The 24,449-nt window shown below is 64.0% G+C and carries 20 protein-coding genes; 16 read left to right on the top strand and 4 right to left on the bottom strand.

The features are described from left to right. Position 1 precedes the first annotated feature (1 nt). Positions 2-616 carry a TetR/AcrR family transcriptional regulator gene (locus JI59_RS15390; RefSeq protein ID WP_007011756.1) on the top strand — a complete coding sequence of 205 codons (615 nt, stop codon included), beginning with the start codon at positions 2-4 and terminating at the stop codon, positions 614-616. A gap of 23 nt (positions 617-639) precedes the next feature. Here the strand turns inward: JI59_RS15390 and JI59_RS15385 are convergent, their stop codons facing one another. Then, entirely contained in the window at positions 640-1,098 is a 459-nt protein-coding gene (locus JI59_RS15385; protein WP_007011757.1) for an Lrp/AsnC family transcriptional regulator, read from the bottom strand. 210 nt (positions 1,099-1,308) lie between these two features. Here JI59_RS15385 and fahA point away from each other — a divergent pair, with 210 nt between their 5' ends. Then, on the top strand, positions 1,309-2,610 hold the full coding sequence (gene fahA, locus JI59_RS15380; RefSeq protein WP_007011758.1) for a fumarylacetoacetase: 1,302 nt from the start codon (positions 1,309-1,311) through the stop codon (positions 2,608-2,610). A 13-nt stretch (positions 2,611-2,623) separates the two neighbouring features. Here the strand turns inward: fahA and JI59_RS15375 are convergent, their stop codons facing one another. Further along, positions 2,624-4,591 (bottom strand): tetratricopeptide repeat-containing sulfotransferase family protein, encoded by a 1,968-nt coding sequence (locus JI59_RS15375; RefSeq protein ID WP_007011759.1) that lies wholly within the window; start codon positions 4,589-4,591, stop codon positions 2,624-2,626. An 84-nt stretch (positions 4,592-4,675) separates the two neighbouring features. Continuing rightward, complete coding sequence (locus JI59_RS15370) at positions 4,676-7,345, bottom strand: TonB-dependent receptor (protein ID WP_007011760.1); 2,670 nt, start codon at positions 7,343-7,345, stop codon at positions 4,676-4,678. Between the two features lie 373 nt (positions 7,346-7,718). On the opposite strand from JI59_RS15370, the gene JI59_RS15365 reads away from it, so the two are divergent. The 3 genes from JI59_RS15365 to cueR all read left to right on the top strand — a co-directional run bounded on the left by JI59_RS15365 (position 7,719) and on the right by cueR (position 12,133). After that, positions 7,719-9,296, top strand: a complete 1,578-nt coding sequence (locus JI59_RS15365) for a BCCT family transporter (RefSeq protein WP_007011762.1) — start codon at positions 7,719-7,721, stop codon at positions 9,294-9,296. Between the two features lie 87 nt (positions 9,297-9,383). Continuing rightward, on the top strand, positions 9,384-11,732 hold the full coding sequence (locus JI59_RS15360) for a heavy metal translocating P-type ATPase (protein ID WP_007011763.1): 2,349 nt from the start codon (positions 9,384-9,386) through the stop codon (positions 11,730-11,732). Next, positions 11,729-12,133 (top strand): Cu(I)-responsive transcriptional regulator, encoded by a 405-nt coding sequence (cueR, locus tag JI59_RS15355; RefSeq protein ID WP_007011764.1) that lies wholly within the window; start codon positions 11,729-11,731, stop codon positions 12,131-12,133. Before JI59_RS15360 ends, cueR begins: the two co-directional genes overlap by 4 nt. 82 nt (positions 12,134-12,215) lie before the next feature. Here the strand turns inward: cueR and JI59_RS15350 are convergent, their stop codons facing one another. Continuing rightward, a complete protein-coding gene (locus JI59_RS15350; protein ID WP_007011765.1) occupies positions 12,216-13,541 on the bottom strand; it encodes an MFS transporter in 1,326 nt (441 codons plus the stop codon). Positions 13,542-13,732: 191 nt separating this feature from the next. Between JI59_RS15350 and cyoA the strand changes: the two genes are divergently transcribed. The 11 genes from cyoA (at position 13,733) to JI59_RS15295 (ending at position 24,445) form a co-directional block, all read left to right on the top strand. Beyond that, the gene (gene cyoA, locus JI59_RS15345) at positions 13,733-14,986 is read left to right on the top strand and encodes a ubiquinol oxidase subunit II (protein ID WP_007011766.1); all 1,254 of its coding nucleotides are present in this window, start codon (positions 13,733-13,735) and stop codon (positions 14,984-14,986) included. A gap of 4 nt (positions 14,987-14,990) precedes the next feature. Continuing rightward, entirely contained in the window at positions 14,991-16,997 is a 2,007-nt protein-coding gene (gene cyoB, locus JI59_RS15340; RefSeq protein ID WP_007011767.1) for a cytochrome o ubiquinol oxidase subunit I, read from the top strand. A 3-nt stretch (positions 16,998-17,000) separates the two neighbouring features. Then, positions 17,001-17,645: a cytochrome o ubiquinol oxidase subunit III gene (cyoC, locus tag JI59_RS15335; protein ID WP_007011768.1), complete on the top strand. Its 645-nt coding sequence runs from the start codon at positions 17,001-17,003 to the stop codon at positions 17,643-17,645. Continuing rightward, complete coding sequence (gene cyoD, locus JI59_RS15330) at positions 17,645-18,055, top strand: cytochrome o ubiquinol oxidase subunit IV (protein WP_038576294.1); 411 nt, start codon at positions 17,645-17,647, stop codon at positions 18,053-18,055. Before cyoC ends, cyoD begins: the two co-directional genes overlap by 1 nt. Positions 18,056-18,126: 71 nt before the next feature. Beyond that, complete coding sequence (locus JI59_RS15325; RefSeq protein WP_007011770.1) at positions 18,127-18,816, top strand: SURF1 family protein; 690 nt, start codon at positions 18,127-18,129, stop codon at positions 18,814-18,816. Next, positions 18,810-20,105: an ATP-binding protein gene (locus JI59_RS15320; protein WP_007011771.1), complete on the top strand. Its 1,296-nt coding sequence runs from the start codon at positions 18,810-18,812 to the stop codon at positions 20,103-20,105. Before JI59_RS15325 ends, JI59_RS15320 begins: the two co-directional genes overlap by 7 nt. Continuing rightward, a complete protein-coding gene (locus JI59_RS15315) occupies positions 20,102-20,650 on the top strand; it encodes a response regulator transcription factor (protein ID WP_007011772.1) in 549 nt (182 codons plus the stop codon). Before JI59_RS15320 ends, JI59_RS15315 begins: the two co-directional genes overlap by 4 nt. A 15-nt stretch (positions 20,651-20,665) precedes the next feature. Next, positions 20,666-21,046 carry a winged helix-turn-helix domain-containing protein gene (locus JI59_RS15310; RefSeq protein WP_007011773.1) on the top strand — a complete coding sequence of 127 codons (381 nt, stop codon included), beginning with the start codon at positions 20,666-20,668 and terminating at the stop codon, positions 21,044-21,046. Positions 21,047-21,192: 146 nt separating this feature from the next. Next, the gene (locus tag JI59_RS15305) at positions 21,193-22,062 is read left to right on the top strand and encodes a cytochrome c oxidase subunit II (RefSeq protein ID WP_007011774.1); all 870 of its coding nucleotides are present in this window, start codon (positions 21,193-21,195) and stop codon (positions 22,060-22,062) included. Further along, positions 22,062-23,810, top strand: a complete 1,749-nt coding sequence (locus tag JI59_RS15300) for a cytochrome c oxidase subunit I (protein WP_007011775.1) — start codon at positions 22,062-22,064, stop codon at positions 23,808-23,810. The genes JI59_RS15305 and JI59_RS15300 overlap by 1 nt, the downstream gene beginning before the upstream one ends. Continuing rightward, positions 23,807-24,445, top strand: a complete 639-nt coding sequence (locus JI59_RS15295; protein WP_007011776.1) for a cytochrome c oxidase subunit 3 — start codon at positions 23,807-23,809, stop codon at positions 24,443-24,445. The genes JI59_RS15300 and JI59_RS15295 overlap by 4 nt, the downstream gene beginning before the upstream one ends. Positions 24,446-24,449 lie beyond the last annotated feature (4 nt).

Here is a 24,449-nt window from a genome sequence, read left to right as displayed (position 1 = left end):
CATGACAAAAGAACTGGGAAAGCGGGAACTCAACAAGGCGCGTAAACGCGCCGAGATCGTCGCCATTGCGACTCATTCATTTTTGGAAAACGGCTACGCAGCCACTAGCATGTCGGCCATAGCCGATGAACTTGGCGGATCAAAGACCACGCTTTGGTCCCATTTCTCCTCCAAGGAGGAGCTCTTCATCGCGGTCGTCGACGATCGCGTCGACTGCTTCGGCAAAGACATGGAAGCGGCGCTCGAAGACAACCGGTTCAGCGCCTCCAATTTGCGCAAGATCTGCATTGCCGTGCTCCAGAAACTCATCGAAGAGAATTCACGCCGCCTCTTTGCCCTGGTGCTGGCAGAAGGAAGCCGGTTTCCGGAAATCGTCGAAGCCTTCTACACGCGCGGCCCCTCCCGCCTGCGCAGCGACATGCGGGACTATTTCGCCAGCCACTTCGACCAGCGCGACGCCGAAGAGCTTTCGCGAGTGGTTCGCGCCGCCCTTCTCGGCTTCCGGTCCGATGCGATCATCAGACCCATAATGCCGACCAAGGCAGAGATTGAGGCCTTCGTGGATGTGCTTCTGTCACGCCTCGGGCTGGACAAGATTGCGCCGATCGAGGCCTGATCGGCTTAGGCCTGCTGCCGCACCTATCCCTTGATCGGCAGCGCCGTCTCGTACTTCACCGTGCGCAGGGCGAAATGGGACGAGGCCGCGCCCACGGCCGGATGCTTGAGCAAGGTGTGGGCCAGGAACTTCTCATATTCCTCCACGTCCTCGGCAACGACGTGGAGCAGGTAATCCCAATCCCCCGACATCGAATAGCATTCCGTGACCTGCGGATGTCCGCGCATCAGCGCTTCGAACTCGGCGACGTTTTCGTTCGTGTGGCTGTGCATGCGAACCTGGCAGATCACCTTGACCGTCTGCCCGAGCAGCTTGGGATCGGCGAGCCGGACCACGCCGCGCAGGACGCCAGCCTCCTCAAGCTGCTTTACCCGTCGCCAGCATGACGGTGCCGTACTGCCGACTTTCTGCGCCAGATCGGGATGGCTGAGCGCGCCATCCTTCTGCAAAGCCTCTACGATCTTTCGGTCCAATGCGTCCATATCGAAACAATCACTCAATTTTTTGTAAAATTATGAACGTACGTCTCAAACACCACTCCTGCAATGGCAAGTTTGAACGGCAAATTCGCAGCCCATCTGAGACAATGGTAGGAAAGGACCGCCCGGTGCGTCGGAACGACGGCGCCGGGTCCGCGTTCGAATGGCATGGGCGGCACAAGTCGTTCGCCCGCAAACAGGGATAAGCGAGACATGACCTTCTGGCAGACCGACGCGACGCACGATCCGGCACTCGCAAGCTGGGTCGAAAGCGCCAAGGGACACCGCGATTTCCCGATCCAGAACCTTCCGCTCGGCGTATTCTCCCCGGCCGGCGAGACTCCGCGCATAGGCGTAGCGATCGGCGACATGATCCTCGACCTTTCTGCCTGCGCCAAGGCGGGACTGCTACCCGATGCAGCGTCCTCTGCCGCAGGCTCGGACAGCCTGAATGCGTTCATGGCGCTGCCCGAGGGCGACCGGAAGGCCCTGCGCGCCATCCTGAGCCAGATGCTTGCCGACAACGACCAGCGCAGTGCCGTCGAACCGCACCTTCACCGCGCCGGGACCTGCACCCTGCACCTGCCCGCGCGGATCGGCGACTACACCGATTTCTACGTCGGCATCCATCACGCCAACAATGTCGGACGCCAGTTCCGGCCGGACAATCCACTGCTGCCCAATTACAAGTACGTGCCCATCGGATACCATGGCCGCGCCTCCTCGATCCGCGCATCGGGCGTGCCGCTCGTGCGCCCGACCGGCCAGCGCAAGCCACCCGAAGCCGACGCGCCAGTGGTCGGACCGAGCGTGCGGCTCGATTATGAACTGGAACTGGGCGTGTGGATCGGTCAGGGCAACGAACTGGGTACACCGATCCCGATTTCAGAAGCCGCGAACCATATAGCCGGGTTCTGCCTGCTGAACGACTGGTCGGCTCGCGATTTCCAGGCGTGGGAATACCAGCCGCTCGGCCCCTTCCTTGCCAAGAACTTCCACTCGACGATCTCGCCGTGGGTCGTCACGCCCGAGGCCATGGCCCCCTTCCGCATGGCCCAGCCCCCGCGGCCCGAGGGCGACCCTGCCCCGCTCGGCTATCTCTCGGACGACGAAGACCGCTCGCACGGCGCGCTTGCCGTAACTCTGGAGGTTTTCCTGAGCAGCGCAAAGATGCGCGAGGCCGGCATGGAGCCCTTCCGCCTGAGCCGCGGTCCGGCGAGCAACATGTACTGGACCGTCCAGCAGATCGTCACCCACCACGCATCGAACGGCTGCAACCTGCAAGCCGGCGACCTGCTGGGCACCGGCACCATCTCCGCACCGACCCGCGACGGCTTCGGCAGCTTGCTGGAGCTGACAAGCGGCGGCAAGGAGCCGATCTCCCTGCCCTCCGGCGAGACCCGCACGTTCCTGGAGGACGGAGACGAAGTCACCTTGCGCGCAACGGCACATGCCGAGGGCTACGTCTCCATCGGATTCGGCGAATGCCGCGCGGCGGTCTTGCCGGCACGCTGATCGTCACCCCAGGTCAGGCAGCCGCCAGCGCGTCGCGCAGCGGCTGCAGCCACGCTTCGTAAGGCTTCCAGGCATCGACGCCGTCGCGCGAGATCGGGCGGCGGACCTGCTCGGAGCTTGCCGTGCGCACCGCGCGGTCGGTCTTGTGGAAGGCAAGGCAGGCCGGATCGAACGGCAGGCCGAGATAGGCCAGCATCCGGCGCACCTGCCCTTCCAGGTTGTCGATGACATCCTCGTGCTGCACGCGCAGGATCTTGCCCGGCAGCACGCGATCCCAGTGGTCCATCAGCTTGACGTAGTCGCTGTAGTAGCGACCGATTTCCTCAAGCCCGTAAGTGAATTCCTGCCCTTCGGCGAAGAGCTGCTTGAAGCCGGAAAAGCAGCAATCCATCGGTGCCCGGCGGGCATCTATGATCTTGGCATTGGGCAGGATCAGGTGGATCAGGCCGATATGGCGGAAATTATTCGGCATCTTGTCGATGAAGAACGGCGCCCCCTGCCGGTGAATGCGCGTGCTCTCGATATAGCCCTTGCCCATCGCCTCGAGCTGCTCGGCGCTCAGGTCGTGGAGGACTTGCGGATAGCGTGAAACGCCTGCCCTGCGCCCGCGCAGACGGTGGGCAAGCGCAAGGACGTCGGGCAGTTCCAGCGTCCCGTCGATCATGGGATGCGAGGCCAGGATCTGCTCAAGCAGGGTCGAGCCTGCTCGCGGCAGGCCGACGATGAAGACGGGATCGGGCGCGGGATGGCCATGCCCTTCGTGCGCGGCGAACAGGGCGGACGTGCAGTGTTCGGCCTGGCTGGCGAGTTCGGCGCTCATCCTGTCGGCATCGTAGCGGGTCTGGCGCCGCTTCAGGGCATTTCCCAGGTCATAGTGGCGGAATGCCGCCTCGTGATCGCCTTCGTCCTCGCAAGCCTTGGCCAGCGCGAAAGTGAGGTGGACACGGTCCATGAAGGCCAGGTCGGGCCGTTCCAGCTGCTCGGCCATCGCGCGGCGATCGGCCTCGTCGAAGCGCCATGTCTTGAGATTGGCCAACGCATACCAAGCATCGCCATGATCCGGCCGCGCGTCAATCGCGGCCCGGTAGGAGGCAACCGCATCTTCCCGGCGGCCCATGGTCTTGAGCGCGTGACCTCTGCTGGTCAGCGTAGCCGGATCGTCGGGCAGTGCCGAAAGCACCTGGTCGAACAGCGAGAATGCGCGTTGGTAGTCGCCGGTCTGCATGGCCTCGATGGCAAGGTGCGATGCGAAAAGCGGGCTATCCGGCGCGCGCGCGTGGAGCGCTTCGGCCTCTTCGAGCGCGCGCGCAAACTTCTGCCGCTTGCGCAGGACCTGCATGTAGTCGAGCCGGACCTGCATGTTGTCGGGCGCGAAGGTCGCCGCACTTTCCAGCAGGAACTCCGCATCGTCTAGCACGCCGAGACGCGAGCCGATCTCCGCCAGCAGGCGCATCCCTTCGATATCACGCGGATGCTGGCGCAGGTAGTGGCGGCAGATCTCCTCGGCGCGCAGCAACCGGCCTTCGAACAGGTGGTTCGAGACGGCAAGCAGTTCGCCCGGAAGGGCCGCCACGCGCTCGGCCTGGGCGCGCGCCGCAGCGGCTTGCGCGGGGCGACCCGTCGAAGCGAAGAGGTCGACCTGCGCGCGCCAGCTGGCCTCGAGCGCCGGATTGTAGCGGCAGGCGCGCTGGTAGGCGGCGATGGCCTTTTCCACCTGCCCCTGCGCGCGGGCGAGGTGGCCGCGCTCCTGCCAGGCCCGGCCGTATTCCGGCACCACCGCCGAGAGCTGTGAAAGCAAGCCTGCCGCTTCAACGTAGTTCTCGAGGTAGCGGCAGGCGACAGCCGCAATGTAAAGTGCATCGGCGTTCTCGCGATCTTCGCCCAGCACCTGGCAGGCACCGGCATAGGCCGTGTCGAACTGCCCCGCGCGCAAGGCGTCCTGGGCCGCGGCGAGGATCTGCAATGGGGTTTGCTCGGCCATGGAGTCTCCCTTGCCGGAAAAAGGAAACGGCAGGCAAGGCCCCCCAGCCCTGCCTGCCGCCCGATAACGACGCGCTCTCTGGCGTCAGTAGTGCCAGCCGACCCGCATGCCCACGGTAAGCGGACGGTTGGTCACGATCCGGGCACGATCGTAGTAGAAATTGCCCGAAACCTGGGCGCGCTTGTCGCTCAGATTCTCACCGTAGACCTCGAAGCTCCACTGGTCCTTCTCGACACCGGCCGAAAGCGCGAAGGTGGTGTAACCTTCCAGCTTGTACCGGTTGATGTCGATGATGTCGGTGTACTTCGAGCCGGAATGGACCATCTGCGGCATGATGTGGGCGACCAAGCCCGAGCTGCCCAGATCCCACTCGTAGCGCACCCTCAGGTTGCCCTGGAACTTGGGCGCATAGGCGAGGCTGGAACCCTTGGTCACATCGTTGGTCGGTGTCAGGACCTTGGTGATCTTGGTGTCCAGCACCGAGAAGGCACCGGCCACGGTGAGGCCCGGAACGGCGTAGGGTGCGAACGTGAAATCGCCTTCCACGCCGTAGATGCGCGCATCGGCAGCATTGTCCGAGAAGAACAGGTTGACGATGCTGGTGTCGAAGATCGTCGTCTGCAGGTTCGAGATGTCGACGTAATAGGCGCTGCCGTTGAAACGCAGCTGACGGTCGAACAGCTCGGTCTTCCAGCCGATCTCGTAGTTCTTCACTTCGTCGGTATCGAGCGCGAAGGGCACCGTGAAGTTGCCCGAGGGAGCGACAGCGCCGCCGGGCCGGTTCAGCAGGCCCGGACGGAAACCTTCCGAATAGGTCGCATAGAGCATGACGTCGTCTGCCGGGGTCAGCGTGAGCGTGCCCTTGAAGATGGTGCCGCTGGTCTTCGCCTTGTCCGGTGCCGACAGCGCGTTGAAGACCTGCATCGCCTGTGCTTCGGTCAGCCCGGCCGCCATGATGTCGTCGACCGTGTCGCCCTTCGTGAAGGTCTGGCGCAGCGCGTCATTGCAGGTGCCGATAAAGGTGTACTGCCCGTCCCCGCCGTAGAGATCGGAGATGTTGGTGCCAAAGGCGTTCTCGTCGACGCCGCTGGAGTTGCAGAACGAGCTGTTCGCCGAACCCTTCAGGTCGACTTTCACGTCGTAGTAGCGTGCGCCCAGCGTCACTGTCAGGAGGTCGGGCACCACGTCGAAGGCGGCTTCACCGAACAGGCCGAACTGTTCGTCGGTGCGCTTCACGTCGTTGCGGAACATGGTTCCCGGCGGGAACGGACCGGCATCGCTCTGCCAGGCGGACGGGAACGGGTAGTTGTCGGGAAAACCATTCAGGCCGAACAGGTCGATCGAAGTGCTGCCCGGATAGACGTAGTCATTGCGCTCCTTGAGCACGGTGTTCGAGTAGAACCCGCCGGCCGTGGCGCGCAGACGGTTTTCCTCCGGCGTGTTGACGCGCAGTTCCTGCGTGAACTGCGTCGTCTTGGTATGCGAGGTCACATAGAGGTTCGGCGCCTGGCAGGTGCCCGAAGGATCGGCCGCGCCCGGGTAGGATACCGAGCCGTCGCAGATGTAGTAGGGCAGGTACTGACCGACGAAGAGGTAGTCGGTGTAATCCACCCGCTGGTCGGTTTCACGGTCGGTGTAGGCACCGGTGTATACCACGTCGAGCATGGCCGCACGGCCCTCGACGGTCCAGGCAGTGTTCGAGAAGTCATCCTCGAGGCGGTCATCCTCGAAGCGCTGGATCGAGAGGTCGTCGAGGCCCAGTTCCGGGTCGGCGAAGAAGACCCCGTCCGATTCCACACTCTGACGCGAGTGGGCGACGGTAACCTTCCAGTCCGGCGCGATTTCCCAAAGCGCGCTGACGCGAAAGCCCGCGTATTGGGTGTCGTTAAAGTCCTTCTCGACCAGCCCCGAATTGTCGGCGGCGAGGAAGTTGACGTTCGACAGGTCGGCGGTCGACTGGAAACCGGCACGCTGGGCGCTGACCGGAACGCCATTGGCGCGCACCGTGCCCTCGGGACGGAAACGGGCACTTTCGGCAGCCGTGCGGGTACCGCGCACGTTATCGATATAGCCGCCCTGATCGTCCAGATAGACGACGCCGCGCACCGCCAGCGTGTTGCTGACCGGCACGTTGAGCATGACTTCGCCGTTGTAGCTGCTCTCGCCCTTCTTGGTGAAGGAGACGCCGGCCTTGGCCGAAGCGTCGAAGCCGGCGAGGCTCGGCTTGTTGGTGATCAGGCGGACGACACCGGCCTGCGAGCTGGCGCCGAACAGCGTGCCCTGCGGACCGGAGAGAACCTCTATGCGCTCAAGGTCCGCAGCATAGACGTCAAGGTTGCGGCCCGGCTGCGAAAGCGGCTGCTCGTCGAGATACATGGCGACGTTGGGCGCCAGGCCCGCCACGCCCGCAGTGGTCAGGTTCGGCGTCGTCGAGGCGAGGCCGCGAATGTAGATCGTGTTCTGGCCGGGGCCGCCCCCGCCTGCCGTCACGTTTGGCAGCTGGTCGAGATAATCGCTGAAGGTGTCGACGCCCAGGTTGTCCAGTTCCTTGGAGCCGAGCGCGTTTACCGAGAGCGGAACGTCCTGCAGGCTTTCCGTGCGCTTGGTGGCGGTCACGACTATTTCGGTCACGCCGCCCTGACGCTTTACCGGCTGTGCCTGCGATGTGGCCTGCGGAGCCGTCTGCGCCGCGGTCGGCGCGGCGATAGCGATTGCCAGGGCGCCGATGGACGCGCCGGTGCAATGCTTCAACATGTCAAATACCCCTGCTGTCATTCTCTTGGGAGATGGCGAAAGGCGCGCACGCGCCAAGCGACGCCTCAGAACAACCGAAGCGTCAAAATACATGAGAACGGATTCACAGCCCCCGTTTCTCCGCAGCACCCCCTAGCCAAGCATGATATCCATTGCCAATCATAAAATGCGCGCTTCAGTCACACTGTTATGAATCGTTGCTAAATCACAACACCCGTCATATTGGCATTTCAATCGGCCCCATCACCGATCACGACTTAATATCCGATCGCAAATGGGCGCATTTTACTTATTTAAATTCTCGTGATGTTTATTTGTCTTTGGAAAGTTCAAACAAGTAATTATTGCGAGATTATCTTGAGGTTCTTTCTCGGTGGCAAGTCAACCCGATAACGTCGCAAGTCCCATTGCCGACTTCAAACCGACAGTCTTCTTCGGCGCCATCGCCGCTATCGGCCTGCTGATACTATTCGCCCTGTTCGATACAGATGTCGCGGAAGCGCGTTTTGCGACCATCCAGTCATTCGCGACGCACAATTTCGGATGGCTGCTGGTACTTACGGTCAATGTCATGCTGATCGCATGTGGCTATCTTGCTTTCACCAGCCTGGGCAACGTGCGACTCGGCGGACGCGATGCCAAGCCGGCCTATAGCGCGCTGAGCTGGTTCGCGATGCTGTTCAGCGCAGGCATGGGCATCGGGCTGCTGTTCTATGGCGTGGCGGAACCGGTCATGCACTATTCCAACCCGCCCATCTCGTCCTTCTCCAACCCCGGAGCGACACTGCCGCAAGGGCTGGCGCGCAATGCCCAGCACGCCATGGGCCTGACCTACCTGCACTGGGGACTGCACGCCTGGGCTATCTACGCGATAATCGGCCTGGGCCTGGCCTACGTCAGTTACAACAAGGGTCTGACCCTTAGCATCGGCGCCTTCCTGCGCGCTGCCTTCCCGCGCATTCCGACCCTGCTGGTCGACCTGATCGACGTGCTGGCGATCACCGCCACCGTTTGCGGCGTTGCCGCGTCGCTCGGATTCGGTGCGTCGCAGATCAATGCCGGGCTTGGACTGCTGGCGGGCGTACCCCAGACCGGAGTGGTCAAGGCGATCCTGATCGTGATCATCACCAGCCTTGCCACCTTGTCGGTCGCACTCGGTCTCGACGTCGGGATCAAGCGCCTGTCCGAAGCCAACATGCTGCTGGCGCTCGGCCTGGCCATCTTCGTCTTCGTCGCCGGCCCGACGGTCTATCTGCTCAACAGCTTCATCCAGAACCTGGGCTACTACGCCCAGCGCTTCATCTACCTTTCGACATGGACGGAAAGCTACACCGCGGAAGACTGGCAGAGCGCCTGGACCATCTTCTACTATGCGTGGTGGATCAGCTGGTCACCGTTCGTCGGCATCTTCATCGCCCGGATTTCCTACGGGCGCACCGTGCGCGAATTCATCGGCGGCGTGCTGCTGGTACCCAGCCTGTTCACGTTCGCCTGGATGACCGTGTTCGGCGACAGTGCCCTGCACATCGAACTGTTCGGCCCCGGGGGCATTTCCGAAGCGGTGAATGCCTCAATGCCCGACGCGCTCTTCGCCTTCCTGAGCCACTATCCCTTCAGCCAGATCGCCTCCGGCCTTGCCATCGTCATCGTCGCCACGTTCTTCGTCACTTCGGCGGACTCCGGCGCACTGGTGACCGCAATGATCGCCTCGGGCGGCCATCACGAGGCGCGCTTCGTGCCGCGCGTCACCTGGGCCATCGCCATCGGCGCTCTGGCCGGCGCCCTGCTCTACGCCGGCGGATTAGGCGCGCTCCAGACGGCGGCCATCGTCACCGGCCTGCCTTTCGCGCTGGTGCTGCTCGCCATGTGTTACGGCCTGATCAAGATGCTGAGGCACGCGGATCGGCAGGTCGCGGCCGAAGAGGATATCCTTGACGAGGCTGCAGAGTAGCGCCTGAACTGCAGCCCTGACCGAGGTGCTTGACTCTGACATCGTGTCAGGGTCCATTCCATGCTGCGTCACTTCTGGAGACGAGCAATGACGCAGCCCGGGCAATGCCACCAGCACCATCTCGATACCGCTGCACCGCAAGACGCTGCGGTGCGCGATCCGGTTTGCGGCATGACCGTCGATCCCGCCACGGCGAAGCATCGCAGTGAACCTGGCGGGCACAGCCATTACTTCTGCAGCGCGCGTTGCCTCGAGAAGTTCGAAGCCGATCCGGATCGCTACCTGAACCCGTCCGATGCATCGCCAGAGGACGTCCCCGAAGGCGCCCAGTGGACCTGCCCGATGCACCCGGAAGTCCGGCAGGACCATCCCGGTTCATGCCCGATCTGCGGGATGGCGCTGGAACCCGAGACGGTCTCGCTCGACAGCGGACCTAACCACGAACTGATCGACATGACGCGGCGGTTCTGGATCGGCCTCGCCCTGGCCCTCCCGGTATTCCTGCTGGAGATGGGCGGGCATCTTTTTCCGGCAATCCACCACCTGGTGCCGATGCGCACCTCGATCTGGATCCAGCTGGTCTTGGCGACGCCGGTCGTCGTCTGGGCCGGGGCGCCCTTCTTCGAGCGAGGCTGGGCCTCGGTAAAATCGCGCAACCTCAACATGTTCACGCTGATCGCGATGGGCACCGGCGTCGCGTGGGTCTACAGCATGATCGCCGCGCTCGTCCCTTCGGCATTCCCGCCGTCCTTGCGCAGCGCCGACGGCACCGTCCCTGTCTATTTCGAAGCTGCGGCCGTCATCACCGTCCTCGTCCTGCTGGGACAGGTCCTCGAGCTTCGCGCGCGTGAACGCACTTCGGGCGCGATCAAGGCATTGCTCGAACTGGCGCCGCGGACCGCACGCCGGATTGCGGACGATGGCAGCGAGGCGGAAGTCGCAATCGAGGACATCGCCACCGGCGACCGGCTGCGCGTGCGTCCTGGCGAGAAGGTTCCGGTCGACGCGGTGGTAGAGGAAGGACGTTCGGCGCTCGACGAGGCGATGATTACCGGGGAATCGATGCCGGTGACCAAGACCGTGGGCGATAGCGTGATCGGCGGCACCATCAACCAGAGCGGCGCGCTGATCGTGCGCGCGCAGAAGGTCGGGCGCGACACGATGCTTGCGCGCATCGTCCAGATGGTTGCGGAAGCGCAGCGTTCGCGCGCGCCGATACAGGGCCTGGCAGACCGGGTAGCCGGCCTCTTCGTGCCCACCGTTCTCGCCGTCGCCGTGGCAGCCTTCGCGATCTGGGCGATTTGGGGCCCGGACCCGCGCTTTTCCCATGCTCTGATCGCCGCCGTGTCGGTGCTGATCATCGCCTGCCCCTGCGCGCTGGGATTGGCGACCCCGATGTCGATCATGGTCGGCATCGGGCGAGGCGCCGGGATGGGCGTACTGATCCGCAATGCCGAGGCGCTCGAACAGTTCGAGAAAGTCGACACGCTCGTCGTCGACAAGACCGGTACCCTGACCGAAGGCAGGCCCTCGGTCGTAAAGGTGATCTCTGCCGCAGGCGCCGACGAAGACGAGCTGCTGCGGCTCTCCGCCGCAGTCGAGCGCGCATCGGAACACCCCCTGGCCGCGGCCATCGTCCGCGCTGCCGAGGACCGGTCGATCGCCCTTCCCGACGTCCGCGAATTCGACTCGCCGACCGGCAAGGGGGCACTCGGTACCGTCGAAGGCCGCAAGGTCATACTTGGAAACGCCCGCTTCATGGAAGAACAAGGCATTGCCACCGGGGTGCTACAGGTCGAAGCCGAGAACCTGCGGGGCGACGGCGCGACGGCGATCTTCGTCGGCATCGACGGCAAGGCCGCCGGGATCGTCGCGATTGCCGATGCCGTGAAGGTCACCACGCCCGAAGCGGTCAAGTCGCTGCGCGAGGACGGCATTCGCGTCGTCATGCTCACCGGAGACAATCGCACGACGGCAAGGGCCGTGGCGCGCAAGCTCGGGATCGAGGAGGTCGAGGCGGAAGTCCTGCCCGACCAGAAGAGCGAGGTCGTCGCCAGGCTCAAGGCCCAAGGGCGGATCGTCGCCATGGCGGGAGACGGGGTGAACGACGCCCCGGCCCTCGCTGCGGCAGACGTGGGCATTGCAATGGGATCGGGCACCGATGTCGCCATCGAAAGCGCCGGGGTCACGCTCTTGCGCGGGGACCTGAAGGGCATCGTCCATGCCCGGCACCTGAGCCGCGCGACGATGGCGAACATTCGCCAGAACCTGTTCTTCGCCTTCATCTACAACGCCGCAGGAGTACCGATTGCTGCGGGACTGCTCTATCCCTTTTTCGGCATCCTCCTCTCACCGATCATCGCCGCAGCGGCGATGTCGCTCTCCTCGGTCAGCGTCATCAGCAATGCGCTGCGCCTCAACCGGGTCTCCCTGTGAACATCGGCGAGGCCTCGCGCAGGAGCGGCGTATCGCAGCGGATGATCCGCCATTACGAGAAGATCGGCCTGATCCCCCCGCCCCTGCGGCGCGACAGCGGCTATCGCGACTACGACGCACGGGACGTCCACCGCCTGCACTTCATCGCCAATGCCCGGGATCTGGGTTTCTCGGTCAGCGAAATCGAAGCGCTGCTGGACCTGTGGGACAACCGTGAGCGGGCGAGCAGCGAAGTGAAGGACATGGCCCTGCGCCACATCGAAGAACTGGGCGAGAAGATCGCGGCGCTCGAAGCCATGAGAACAACCCTGCGGGACCTGTCCGAGCAGTGCCACGGCGACGACCGCCCCGACTGCCCGATCCTGCGCGGCCTCGCCGGAGACGACGCCAACCGGGATTGACCCTCCGCCTCTCGCAATGACGAAAAAGGCCGGGACACGCAGGGCGCATCCCGGCCTTCATAGGATCCGTCTGGCAGGTGCTTCAGTTGCGGCTTGCCAGCTCCGAGTTGGACCAGAGCGCCAAAAGCGTACCAAGCGCACCCGATAGCAGGTAGGCACCCGAGGCGATCAGGCCGAAATTGACCGAGAGCAGCAGCGCGGCCAGCGGCGCGAAGCCGGCACCGAAGAGCCAGGAAAGGTCGCTGGTCAGCGCCGATCCGGTGTAGCGGTGCTCGCTTGCGAAGCCCGAGGCGACCACGCCCGAGGACTGCCCGAAGGCCAGGCCCAGCAGGATGAAACCGATCACCATGAACACGATCTCACCGGCCGTGCCTGCGTCGAGCAGCTGCGGCGCGAAGCCGGAGAACACGGCGATGCCCACGGCGCAGGCGCCCAGCAGGCGGCGACGGCCGTACTTGTCGGCCAGGCGGCCCGAGGCGATGACAGCGACGACGCCGAAGGCTGCCGCCATCGCCTCGATCAGCAGGAAGCTCGTCGGCGCTTCGCGGGTGAAGAGGAACACCCAGGACAGCGGGAAGACCGAGACCATGTGGAACAGCGCGAAGCTGGCAAGCGGTGCGAAGGCGCCGATCACGATGGTGCGCCACTCGCTGCGGATAGTGCCGAGCACGCTGACCGGCTGCAGGTCGCGGCTGTTGAACAAGTGCTCGAACTCGGAAGTGACGACGATGCGCAGACGCGCGAAGAGCGCGACGACGTTGATCGCGAAAGCCACGAAGAACGGGTAGCGCCAGCCCCAGTCAAGGAAGTCGGCAGCAGGCAGCGAAGCGATCATGTAGGCGAACAGCATGCTTGCCACGATCAGGCCGAACGGCGCGCCCAGCTGCGGGATCATCGCGTACCAGCCGCGGCGGTTCTCCGGCGCGTTGAGCGCGAGCAGCGAGGCGAGACCGTCCCAGGTACCGCCGAGCGCAAAGCCCTGGCCAAGGCGCAGCAGCGCCAGCAGCCAGATCGAGGTGGTCCCGGCATCGGCATAGGAAGGCAGGAAGGCGATCGATGCGGTCGAGCCGCCAAGCATGAACAGCGCGATCGTCAGCTTGGTGCCGCGGCCATAAGCCCGGTCGACGGCCATGAAGACGAGCGAACCGACCGGGCGTGCGATGAACGCCAGCGCAAAGATCGCGAAGGAATAGAGCGTGCCGGTCAGCGCATCGACGAACGGGAAGAACAGCTTCGGGAACACCAGCACCGAAGCGATGGCATAGACGAAGAAGTCGAAGAATTCCGAGGTGCGGCCAATGATCACGCCAATGGCGATCTCGCCCGGCGAGGGCTTGTGATGTTCCTTGAAGATGGGCAGGCCCAGGGCTTCGCGGACTCCTTCGCCGGTCTGGGGGGTGCTGGTCATCTGGATCTCGCGGCCTTTGTTTCTGGTCCGTGCCCGGTGCTGCAATCCTGCGCCTGTCACGGACGAATCACTTGCGGTACGCACGCGGCGCCCGACGTCACATCTGCGCCCTATCGTCATTGATCGCCATCAAGGGGATTGGACAAAATGTCCTATGTTCGCATTCGCAGCATCGGCCTAGGCGCTGCGCCATGCGCTCTCCCGAGTCTCCCCCTTCGCCGCGCCTTCTGTCCGCGCTGGCCCGAGTCCCCGTCGCCCGCACTGCCGCCGCCCTGGCGCTGACGGGCGCCCTTTCCGCCTGCAATACGGTCGTGCTCGACCCGGCCGGCGATGTCGCGCAACAGCAAGGTGACCTCGTCGTCATCTCGACCGTGCTGATGCTGCTGATAATCGTTCCGGTCATGGCGCTCACGATCTTCTTCGCGTGGCGTTACCGCGCGTCGAACAAGGAAGCGACCTACGAGCCGGACTGGGATCACTCGACCCAGCTGGAACTGGTAATCTGGGCGGCGCCGCTGCTCATCATCATCTGCCTGGGCGCGCTGACCTGGGTGGGCACCCACCTGCTCGACCCCTATCGCACGATCGGCCGCATCGACAAGCAGACCGCGGTCGCGCACGATGCCGAGCCGCTCGAGGTCGACGTCGTCGCGCTCGACTGGAAGTGGCTGTTCATCTACCCCGAGCAGGGCATCGCCACCGTCAACGAACTGGTCGTGCCGACCAACCGCCCGCTGCAGTTCAAGATCACCGCATCGAGCGTGATGAACTCGTTCTATGTGCCCGCCATGGCCGGCCAGATCTACGCGATGCCGGGCATGGAAACGCGCCTGCATGCAGTGATGAACGAGACCGGCGACTTCATCGGCTTTTCGGCCAACTATTCGGGCGCAGGCTTCTCGCACATGCGCTTTGCCACGCATTCGGTTTCCGACGCGGACTTCGCCAAGTGGGTCGATGGCGTGAAGACCGGAGGCAAGGACAGCGCCGGCACGCTCGACCGCGCGACTTACCTGAAGCTTGAGAAGCCGAGCGAGAAGAACCCGGTCGCCCGCTATGCCTCGGTCGATGCAGACCTTTACGGCGCCATCCTCGACATGTGCGTGGAGCCGGGCAAGATGTGCATGAGCGAGATGATGGCGATCGACGCGCGCGGCGGCCTGGGCAAGGCCGGCATCCGCAACGTCGAGATGCTCGCCTACGACAAGTACGGCCGCCAGGCTTCGGCAGCGGCGAACGCCAATCCCGACGCCGCCACCAAGCGCGAACTGGCCTGGGTCCGCGCCCTGTGCAAGCAGGAGCCCGGCAAGGCCCCAGACAATACCGTGAAGGCCCCCGCCAGCATGCGCTCGCTGACCGGCGCCGGCCTTTCCGCCCCGCAGTCCGTCGCTCTGGAACAAAACGACGAAGCGCCGGCGCGCCCCCTCCTGATTTCCCGGAACTGACGACATGGAAGCCGTAGATCACTCGCACTGGAGCCTGTTGCTGGGCCGCCTGTGGTGGGATGCCATTCCCACCGAACCGATCGTCCTGGCGACTTTCGTCGTCGTCGCCCTCGGCGGCGCGGCGCTGCTTGCCGGGCTGACCTATTTCAAGCTCTGGGGCTATCTCTGGAAGGAGTGGTTCACCAGCGTGGACCACAAGAAGATCGGCATCATGTACATGGTGCTGGGCCTCGTCATGTTCCTGCGCGGCTTTGCCGACGCGGTGATGATGCGCATCCAGCAGTCGATCGCCTTCAACGGCAATGAGGGTTACCTCAACGCCCATCACTACGACCAGATCTTCACCGCCCACGGCGTGATCATGATCTTCTTCGTGGCGATGCCCTTCGTCACCGGCCTGATGAACTACATCGTGCCGCTGCAGATCGGCGCGCGCGACGTATCCTTCCCCTTCCTCAACAACTTCAGCTTCTGGATGACGACGGCCGGCGCGGTTCTCGTGATGATGAGCCTGTTCGTCGGCGAGTTCGCGCAGACCGGTTGGCTGGCGTACCCGCCGCTGTCCAACTTCGCGTACAGCCCGTGGGTCGGCGTCGACTACTACATCTGGGCCCTGCAGATAGCCGGTGTCGGCACGCTGTTATCCGGCGTCAACCTGATCGCGACCATCGTCAAGATGCGGGCGCCGGGCATGACCATGATGCGCATGCCGATCTTCACCTGGACCGCACTGTGCACCAACATCCTGATCGTTGCCGCCTTCCCGGTGCTGACGGCCGTGATGACGATGCTGACCGCGGACCGCTATCTCGGCTTCAACTTCTTCACGAACGACTTCGGCGGCAACGCCATGATGTACGTGAACCTGATCTGGATCTGGGGCCACCCAGAGGTCTACATCCTCATCCTGCCGCTCTTCGGCGTCTTCTCGGAAGTCACCTCCACCTTCTGCGGCAAGCGCCTCTTCGGCTACTCCTCGATGGTCTACGCCACGCTGGTCATCACCATCCTGTCGTACGTCGTGTGGTTGCACCACTTCTTCACGATGGGTTCGAGGGCAAGCGTCAACTCGTTCTTCGGGATCACCACTATGGTCATCTCGATCCCGACGGGCGCGAAGCTCTTCAACTGGCTGTTCACGATGTACCGCGGACGCATCCGCTATGAGCTGCCGATGATGTGGACGGTCGCCTTCATGCTGACTTTCGTGGTCGGCGGCATGACCGGCGTGCTGCTCGCAGTGCCGCCTGCCGACTTCGTGCTGCACAACTCGCTGTTCCTGATCGCCCACTTCCACAACGTGATCATCGGCGGGGTACTGTTCGGCATCTTCGCGGCAATCAACTACTGGTGGCCCAAGGCCTTCGGCTTCAAGCTCAACGAGTTCTGGGGCAAGGTCAGCTTCTGGCTGTGGATCCCCGGCTTCTGGTTCGCCTTCATGCCGCTCTACATCCTGGGCCTGATGGGCGTTACCCGCCGGATGCGCGTGTTCGACGATCCCTCGCTCCAGCCCTTCTTCATCGTTGCGGCCTTCGGCGCCTTCCTGATCGCGCTCGGCATTGCCGCGATGCTGGTGCAGTTCGCCGTCTCGATCTGGAAGCGCGAGGAACTGAAGGACGAGACCGGCGATCCGTGGGACGGCCGCACCCTTGAGTGGTCGACCAGCTCGCCCCCGCCGGAATACAACTTCGCTTTTACGCCGATCGTCCACGACATCGACGCCTGGGACGACATGAAGCGCTGCGGCGTGGAGCGTCCGACCAGCGGCTTCCGCCCGATCCACATGCCCAAGGGCACGGGCGCGGGCGCGATCCTGGCCGGTCTCTCGCTGGTCTTCGGCTTCGCGATGATCTGGTACATCTGGTGGCTGGCGGCGCTCTCCTTCGCCGGCATCCTCGGCTACGCCATCGCCCATACCTTCAACTACAAGCGCGACTACCACATCCCGGTCGAGACGGTCATCGAGACCGAGGCCGCGCGCGACCGCCAGCTTGCGGCGGCGGGAGCCTGAGACATGAACGCCACCACCATGCAATCCTCGCCCAAGGCGAGCCCGGCCGAGATCACCGCCGCGTTCTACGACCTGAACGAGCACGACCATCCCGAAGGCGGCAGCACCATGCTCGGCTTCTGGCTCTACCTGATGAGCGACTGCCTCATCTTCGCGATGCTGTTCGCGGCCTACGGTGTCCTGGGCGGTAACTTCGCCGCGGGCCCGGGCCCCAAGGACCTGTTCGAGCTGCCGCTCGTCGCGCTCAACACCGCGATGCTGCTGTTCTCCTCGATCACCTACGGCTTTGCCATGCTCGCGATGGAGAAGAACCGCGTCGGCCAGACCCAGATCTGGCTGCTCGTCACCGCCGTGTTCGGCGCCGCGTTCCTCTCGATCGAGCTCTACGAGTTCGCACACCTCATCCACGAAGGCGCGACGCCGATGCGTTCGGGCTTCCTCACCGCGTTCTTCTCGCTGGTGGGCACCCACGGCCTGCACGTCACCTTCGGTCTCGTCTGGCTTTTCACGCTGGTAAGCCAGATCGCGAAGAAGGGCCTCATCCCGGCCAACAAGCGCCGCCTGATGTGCCTTTCGCTGTTCTGGCACTTCCTCGACGTCATTTGGATCGGCGTCTTCACTTTCGTCTATCTCATGGGAATGCTGTGATGAGCGCTGCCGACCACCACATCCACCCGCACCCGCACGCCGACGATCACCATGCCGTTGGCCACCATGACGGAGATCACGGCAGCCACGGCTCCATGCGCGACTACCTGATCGGGTTCTTCCTATCGGTCATCCTGACCGCAATCCCGTTCTGGCTGGTGATGACCGGCGCCATCGCCGACAAGCAGGCGACGGCCCTCGTCATCATGGCATTCGCCATCGTGCAGATCGTGGTCCACATGATCTACTTCCTGCACATGAACACGAAGGCCGAGAATGGCTGGACGGTCATGGCGCTGATCTTCACGATCATCATAGTCGTGATCGCGCTTTCCGGTTCGCTCTGGGTCATGTACCACCTCAATCACAACATGATGCCGATGAGCCACGATATGGGGCAGTTGCCCTGACCGGGACCCGCTCAGCAGGGCCGGAGATCAAGCAAGCGCGGCGGCCCTTCGGGTTCGCCGCGCTTCTGCTTTTGCTGACGGTCGGTTTTGCCGCACTTGGCCTGTGGCAGATCCAGCGCATGCACTGGAAGCACGCGCTGATCGCGCGGGTCGACGCGCGCGTCCATGCCGCGCCCGCCGCCCTGCCCGGCAATGCCGAGCTGATAGCGAAAGGCAGCGACGGCACCGAATATCTTCGCGTGCGCGCAAGCGGCACCTATATCGGCCGGGCCTCCGCACTGGTGCGGGCGGCCACCGAACTGGGAACCGGGTACTGGACGATGACGCCGATGCGCATGGACGACGGCAGGCTGGTCTGGATCAACCGCGGCTTCCTTCCCGAAGGGAGCAAGCTGGCGCAAGTCCGCAAGGGCGTGCCGCAGGGCCGGGTCTCGGTGATCGGGCTGATGCGCGAGGACGAACCGGGCGGCAGCCTGCTGCAGTCGAACCGCCCCGGGGAGGAGCGCTGGTACTCGCGTGACATCGCCGCCCTGTCCCGGTCGCGCCAGCTTGGGCCGGCAGCGCCGGTCTTCATCGATGCGCAGAGCGAGAGCGGCGCAGGCAAGGCACCGGGCGGCCTGGCCCCGAAGCCGGGCCTCACCGTTATCCACTTCCCCGACAACCACCTCGGCTATGCCCTGACCTGGTTCGCGATGGCATTCATGTCGATTGCAGCGACGGTCTTCGTCTGGACGCGCAAGGGCGGCAGGCAGGCGTGCTGAGACTGGCCGCCTTTCCGAAGTCCGGCAGCGAGACCTGGCGCAGCGTCATCCTGCTGATGCAGCTGCGCTGGATCGCGGTGATCGGCCAGCTGATCACCATCGTCTCGGTCAAGCAGTTCCTGCATGTTCACCTGCCGCTCGCCGCGTTGCTGATCGCTCCGCTGCTGCTGATCTTGGTGAACCTCGGCTCGGCAAGCGTCATCCGTCGCCGCCGTGCCTTTTCCCAGGCCGAGCTGTTCGTGGCGCTGATGATCGACGTCGTCGCACTGTGCTGGCAGCTCTACCACAGCGGCGGCGCGACCAACCCCTTCACGTTCCTGTTCCTGCTGCAGATCGTGATCGGCGCCGTCATCCTCGAGCCGCGCTGGAGCTGGCTGGTCGCGCTCAACACCTGCCTGTGCATGGTGCTGCTCACCTTCCAGTACGTGCCGCTCGAACTGCCCGCGCCGCATTCCGACAACCCGTTCCGGCTCTACATCTTCGGCAGCCTGTTCTGCTTTCTGCTTGCCGCAGTCCTGCTCGTCTTCTTCGTCGTGCGGCTCGACCGCAACCGGCGCGAGAGCGACAAGGCGCTTGCCGCGCTGCGCCAGCAGGCTGCCGAGGAAGACCACATCATCCGCATGGGCCTGCTCGCATCGGGCGCGGCGCACGAACTGGGCACACCCCTCTCCTCCATGTCGGTGATCCTCGGGGACTGGGCCCACCTGCCCGAGATCAAGGCCAACGGCGAACTCGGCGAGGACCTTGCCGACATGCGCGTCGAGCTGGAACGCTGCAAGACGATCGTCACCGGGATCCTGATGTCGGCCGGTGAAATGCGCGGCGAAAACCCCAGCATCTCGACGGTCCACACCCTGTTCGGGGAAATCGTCGAGGAATGGCAGAGCCGCATGGACGGCGAACTGCGCTTCGTGAATCGCTTCGGTGAGGATGCGACGATTGTCGCCGACCCCGGCCTGCGCCAGGTCATCGGCAATGTAATAGACAATGCGCAGGAAGTCTCGCCCGACCTTGTCATCTTCGAAATTGCGCGCGAAAGCGGCAATATCGTCATCGCGGTCAGCGATATCGGCCCGGGCTTCTCGAAAGAGATGCTCGCTCGCGTCGGCCAGCCCTATTCCTCGACCAAGGGACGCGACGGCGGCGGCCTTGGCCTGTTTCTGGTGGTCAATGTGGTGCGCAAGCTGGGCGGCCGTGTCATCGTCGAGAACCGCGAAATGGGCGGCGCGACCGTGCGGCTGATCCTGCCGCTTGCAGCGCTCGCCTATGGCAAGGACAACCAGGCATGACCACGAGCGAGCGCAGCGAAGACAAGCCCACCCTGCTGATCGTCGAGGACGATCCCGCCTTCGGGCGCACCCTGCGCCGCTCCTTCGAGCGACGCGGCTACATCGTCGCCTCGGCATCGTCGGCGGCAGAGGCCGACGAGCTCGCCCGTGCAGATGACTTCGACTATGCCGTGGTCGACCTAAAGCTGGGCAACGATTCCGGGCTCACGGTGGTCCAGTCGCTCCACGCCCTGCGGCCCGATACGCATATCGTCGTCCTCACCGGCTATGCCAGCATCGCCACGGCCGTCGAGGCGATCAAGCTGGGCGCGGCGCATTACCTGGCCAAGCCATCGAATACCGACGACATCGAGGCCGCCTTCTCCAGTGCGCAGGGCGATCCCAACGTCCCGGTCGACGGGCGCAAGAGCTCGATCAAGACGCTGGAGTGGGAATATATCCACCAGACCCTGGTCGAGTGCGACTTCAACATTTCCGAGGCGGCCCGCCGCCTCGGGCTGCATCGCCGTACGCTGGCACGCAAGCTGGAAAAGCGCCGGATTTGAGGCCACTATCGCGCCATGTCCGAAACGCCCCGCCTCAAGCTCCACGCACGCCTCTATTGCGGAGACGAAATCGCCATGGGGCCGGGCAAGGCAGACCTGCTCGACGCGATCGGGCGTGAAGGCTCCATCTCGGCAGCGGCGCGCGCGATGGGCATGAGCTATCGCCGGGCATGGCTGCTGGTCGACGCGATGAACCGCTGCTGGACCGAACCGCTGGTGGAAACGGTCGCCGGAGGCAGCCACGAACGCGGGGCCCGGCTTTCCACGCTTGGCGAAACGGTCCTGCAACGATACCGCGCCCTGCAGGACCTTCTCGCCAAGGCCGAGTCTTCCGAGGAATACGCCTTTCTCAAGGACGGAGTGCGTCCCGAGCCCCTGCCCAGCCAGAGCGAGTAACGCCGGACAACGGCGCCGTATGGCGCCAAGCTTCCTTATCTGTGCATTTTTCTATATAGCTCTTCGGGTTGGTTAAATCCGACCCGGCGAGTCGAAACTTGCCACTGAAACGGCAAAGGCTCGCCCGGTAATAGGGGGAGAGGCCTATGCGCGTTGCGATCGCCATAGTGGCGCTCGTGCTCGGCTCGATCGTATTCCACCTGCTCAGTCCGTGGTGGCAGACGCCGCTTGCGTCCAACTGGGACTCGATCGATTCCGCCCTGCACATCACCCTGCTGATCTGCGCGATCGCCTTCGTGTCGCTCAATCTGTTCCTGGCGCTTGCGATAGTGCGCTTCCGCCACCGCCCCGGCAGCCGCGCCCATTATGCGCCGGAGAGCCCCCGGCTCGAAAAGACGCTGACCTTCTGGACCGGCCTTGGCATCGTCGGGATGCTCGCCCCCGGCCTCGTCGCCTGGGGCAAGTACGTCGACGTGCCCAAGGATGCCGCCGTCGTCGAGGCGATCGGCCAGCAGTGGCAGTGGACCTTCCGCTACCCCGGGCCTGACGGCGTGCTCGGAACCGCCGGCGTGCAGTACATGACGCCGGACAATCCCTTCGGCGTCAATCCGCTCGACCCCTTCGGCCGCGACGACATTCTCGTGCAGGGCAACGAACTGCACCTGCCCAAGGGCAAGTCGGTCAAGCTGGTGCTGCGCTCCAAGGACGTGCTGCACGACTTCTACGTGCCGGAATTCCGGGCCAAGATGGATCTCGTCCCCGGCCTCGTCACCTATTTCTGGATGACGCCAACGACCATCGGAACCTTCGACATTCTCTGCGCCGAACTGTGCGGCGTGGGTCACCATGAAATGCGCGGCAAGGTGGTGGTAGAGCCACGCGAAAGCTTCGAGGCATGGCTGGGACAGCAGGAGAGCTTCAACCAGCTCCTGGCGATGTCCAGCCCAGATGCCGTCACGGAAATGTTCCGCAAAGCCAATTCCTGTTCGACGCCGGCAACCTGGGGGGTGCGCTGATGGCTACGACGATTGCCGACGACCTGAGGCCGATGCATCATCCCAAGACCTGGGTCGGCAAATACGTCTGGAGCCAGGACCACAAGGTCATCGCGATCCAGTATGGCGTCACGGCCATCGCCATCGGGCTGGTTGCGCTCGTCCTCTCGGTGCTGATGCGCCTGCAGCTTGGCTTTCCCGGCCTGATCCCGTGGATCCAGCCGGAAAACTACCTGCAATACGTATCGATGCACGGGATGATCATGGTGGTCTACCTGCTGACCGCATTGCTGCTGGGCGGTTTCGGCAATTACATGATCCCGCTGATGATCGGCGCGCGGGACATGGTGTTCCCCTTCGTCAACATGCTCAGCTACTGGATCTATCTGCTCTCCGTCCTGGTGCTCGTCTCCGGCTTCTTCGTGCCCGGCGGACCGACCGGCGCGGGCTGGACGCTCTATCCCCCGCAGGCGATCAGCGAAGGCACGCCCGGCAACCAGTGGGGCATCGTCACCATGCTGGGCAGCCTGGCGATCTTCATCATCGCATTCACCATGGGTGGCCTCAACTACGTGACGACCGTGCTGCAGGCCCGTACCCGCGGCATGACGCTGATGCGCATGCCGCTGACCGTGTGGGGCATCTTCATCGCCTCGATCATGGGCCTGCTGGCCTTTCCCGCGCTGTTCGTGGCGGCGATCATGATGCTGCTCGACCATTTGCTGGGAAGCAGTTTCTTCATGCCGGCGATGATGACGATGGGGCAGGAGAGCAGCACGCAGGGCGGCAGCCCGCTCCTGTTCCAGCACCTGTTCTGGTTCTTCGGCCACCCCGAAGTCTACATTGTCGCCCTGCCCGCCTTCGGCATCGTGTCCGACCTGATCAGCGTGCACGCGCGCAAGAACATCTTCGGCTACCGCATGATGGTCTGGGCCATCGTGGTCATCGGCGGGCTGAGCTTTTTGGTCTGGGCGCACCACATGTACGTCTCGGGCATGAATCCGTACTTCGGGTTCTTCTTCGCGACCTCGACCCTGATCATCGCGATCCCGACCGCGATCAAGGTTTACAACTGGCTGCTGACCCTGTGGCGCGGGGACATTCACCTGCGCGTGCCGATGCTGTTCGCCATCGCCTTCCTGTTCACCTTCATCCACGGCGGGTTGACCGGCCTGTTCCTCGGCAATGTCAGCGTCGACGTCCCCTTGAGCGACACGTTCTTCGTCGTCGGCCACTTCCACATGGTCATGGGCGTATCGCCGATCCTCGTGATCTTCGGTGCAATCTACCACTGGTATCCCAAGATCACCGGGAGGATGTGGAACGAGACGCTGGGCCAGATCCATTTCTGGGTCACGTTCCTTGGCGTCTATGCGGTGTACCTGCCGATGCACTACCTCGGCATCCTGGGCGTACCGCGCCGCTACTATGCGCTGGGCGAGACAAGCTTCATTCCCGAATCCGCGCACCTCGCCAACGAGGCGATATCGGTAGCAGCGATCGTCGTCTTCGCCGCGCAGTTCCTGTTTTTCTACAACATGATCTGGAGCTATTTCCGGGGACCCAAGGCCGATCCCAACCCCTGGGGCGCGGCCAGCCTCGAATGGCAGACGCCTGAGACCCCGCCGGGTCATGGCAACTGGGGGCCACGCCTTCCCACCGTCTACCGCTGGGCCTATGACTACAGCGTCCCCCACGCCGCGCGCGACTTCATCGCCCAGAACGAGCCGCCATCTGCCGATGCGCCTTCCGAGGAGGTGCTGCCATGAGCCTGATTTCGCGGCTTGCCGAGAAGAGCTGGGAGACCCCCGGCATCGACCGTTACCGCGAGCCGGACAGCTATCGCCCAGCGGCCGCGACGGTGGGCGTCTATGTCTATTTCGGCGTCGCCACCGTCATTTTCACGCTGCTCGCGGCGGCCTACCTGGTGCGCATGGGCGTCCCCGGTGCGGTCGATCACGGAACGGGCGACGACTGGCGCCCGATGCCCGAGCCGCCGCTGCTCTGGATCAACACCGCGATACTGCTGCTCAGCAGCCTTGCCTGGGAAGCCGCCGCCCGTGCCTCGCGCCGGGACGACGTGCCCCGCATGCGAACGATGGTGCTGGCGGGCAATGCACTGGGACTGCTGTTCCTTGTCGGGCAGGTGCTGCTCTGGTGGCACTACCAGACCGCGGGCTATTACCTCTCGGCCAATCCCGCCAATGCCTTCTTCTATCTGCTGACGGCGATCCATGGCCTGCACCTGGCAGGCGGGATCTTCGCGGGCGGACGCACGCTCGGCCAGATGGCGATCCGCGCCGACGGGCAGCGGATCTGCCGCAATGTCCGGCTCTGTACGATCTACTGGCACTACCTGCTGGCCGTCTGGCTGCTGCTGGCGGCGCTGCTGGTTGCGACCTGAAAAG

Source organism: Novosphingobium pentaromativorans US6-1 (assembly GCF_000767465.1).
In the GTDB taxonomy this organism is placed as follows: Bacteria; Pseudomonadota; Alphaproteobacteria; order Sphingomonadales; family Sphingomonadaceae; genus Novosphingobium; species Novosphingobium pentaromativorans.
Note: the sequence above shows the minus strand (reverse complement) of the source record. Positions and strands in the feature narration are given on the sequence as shown.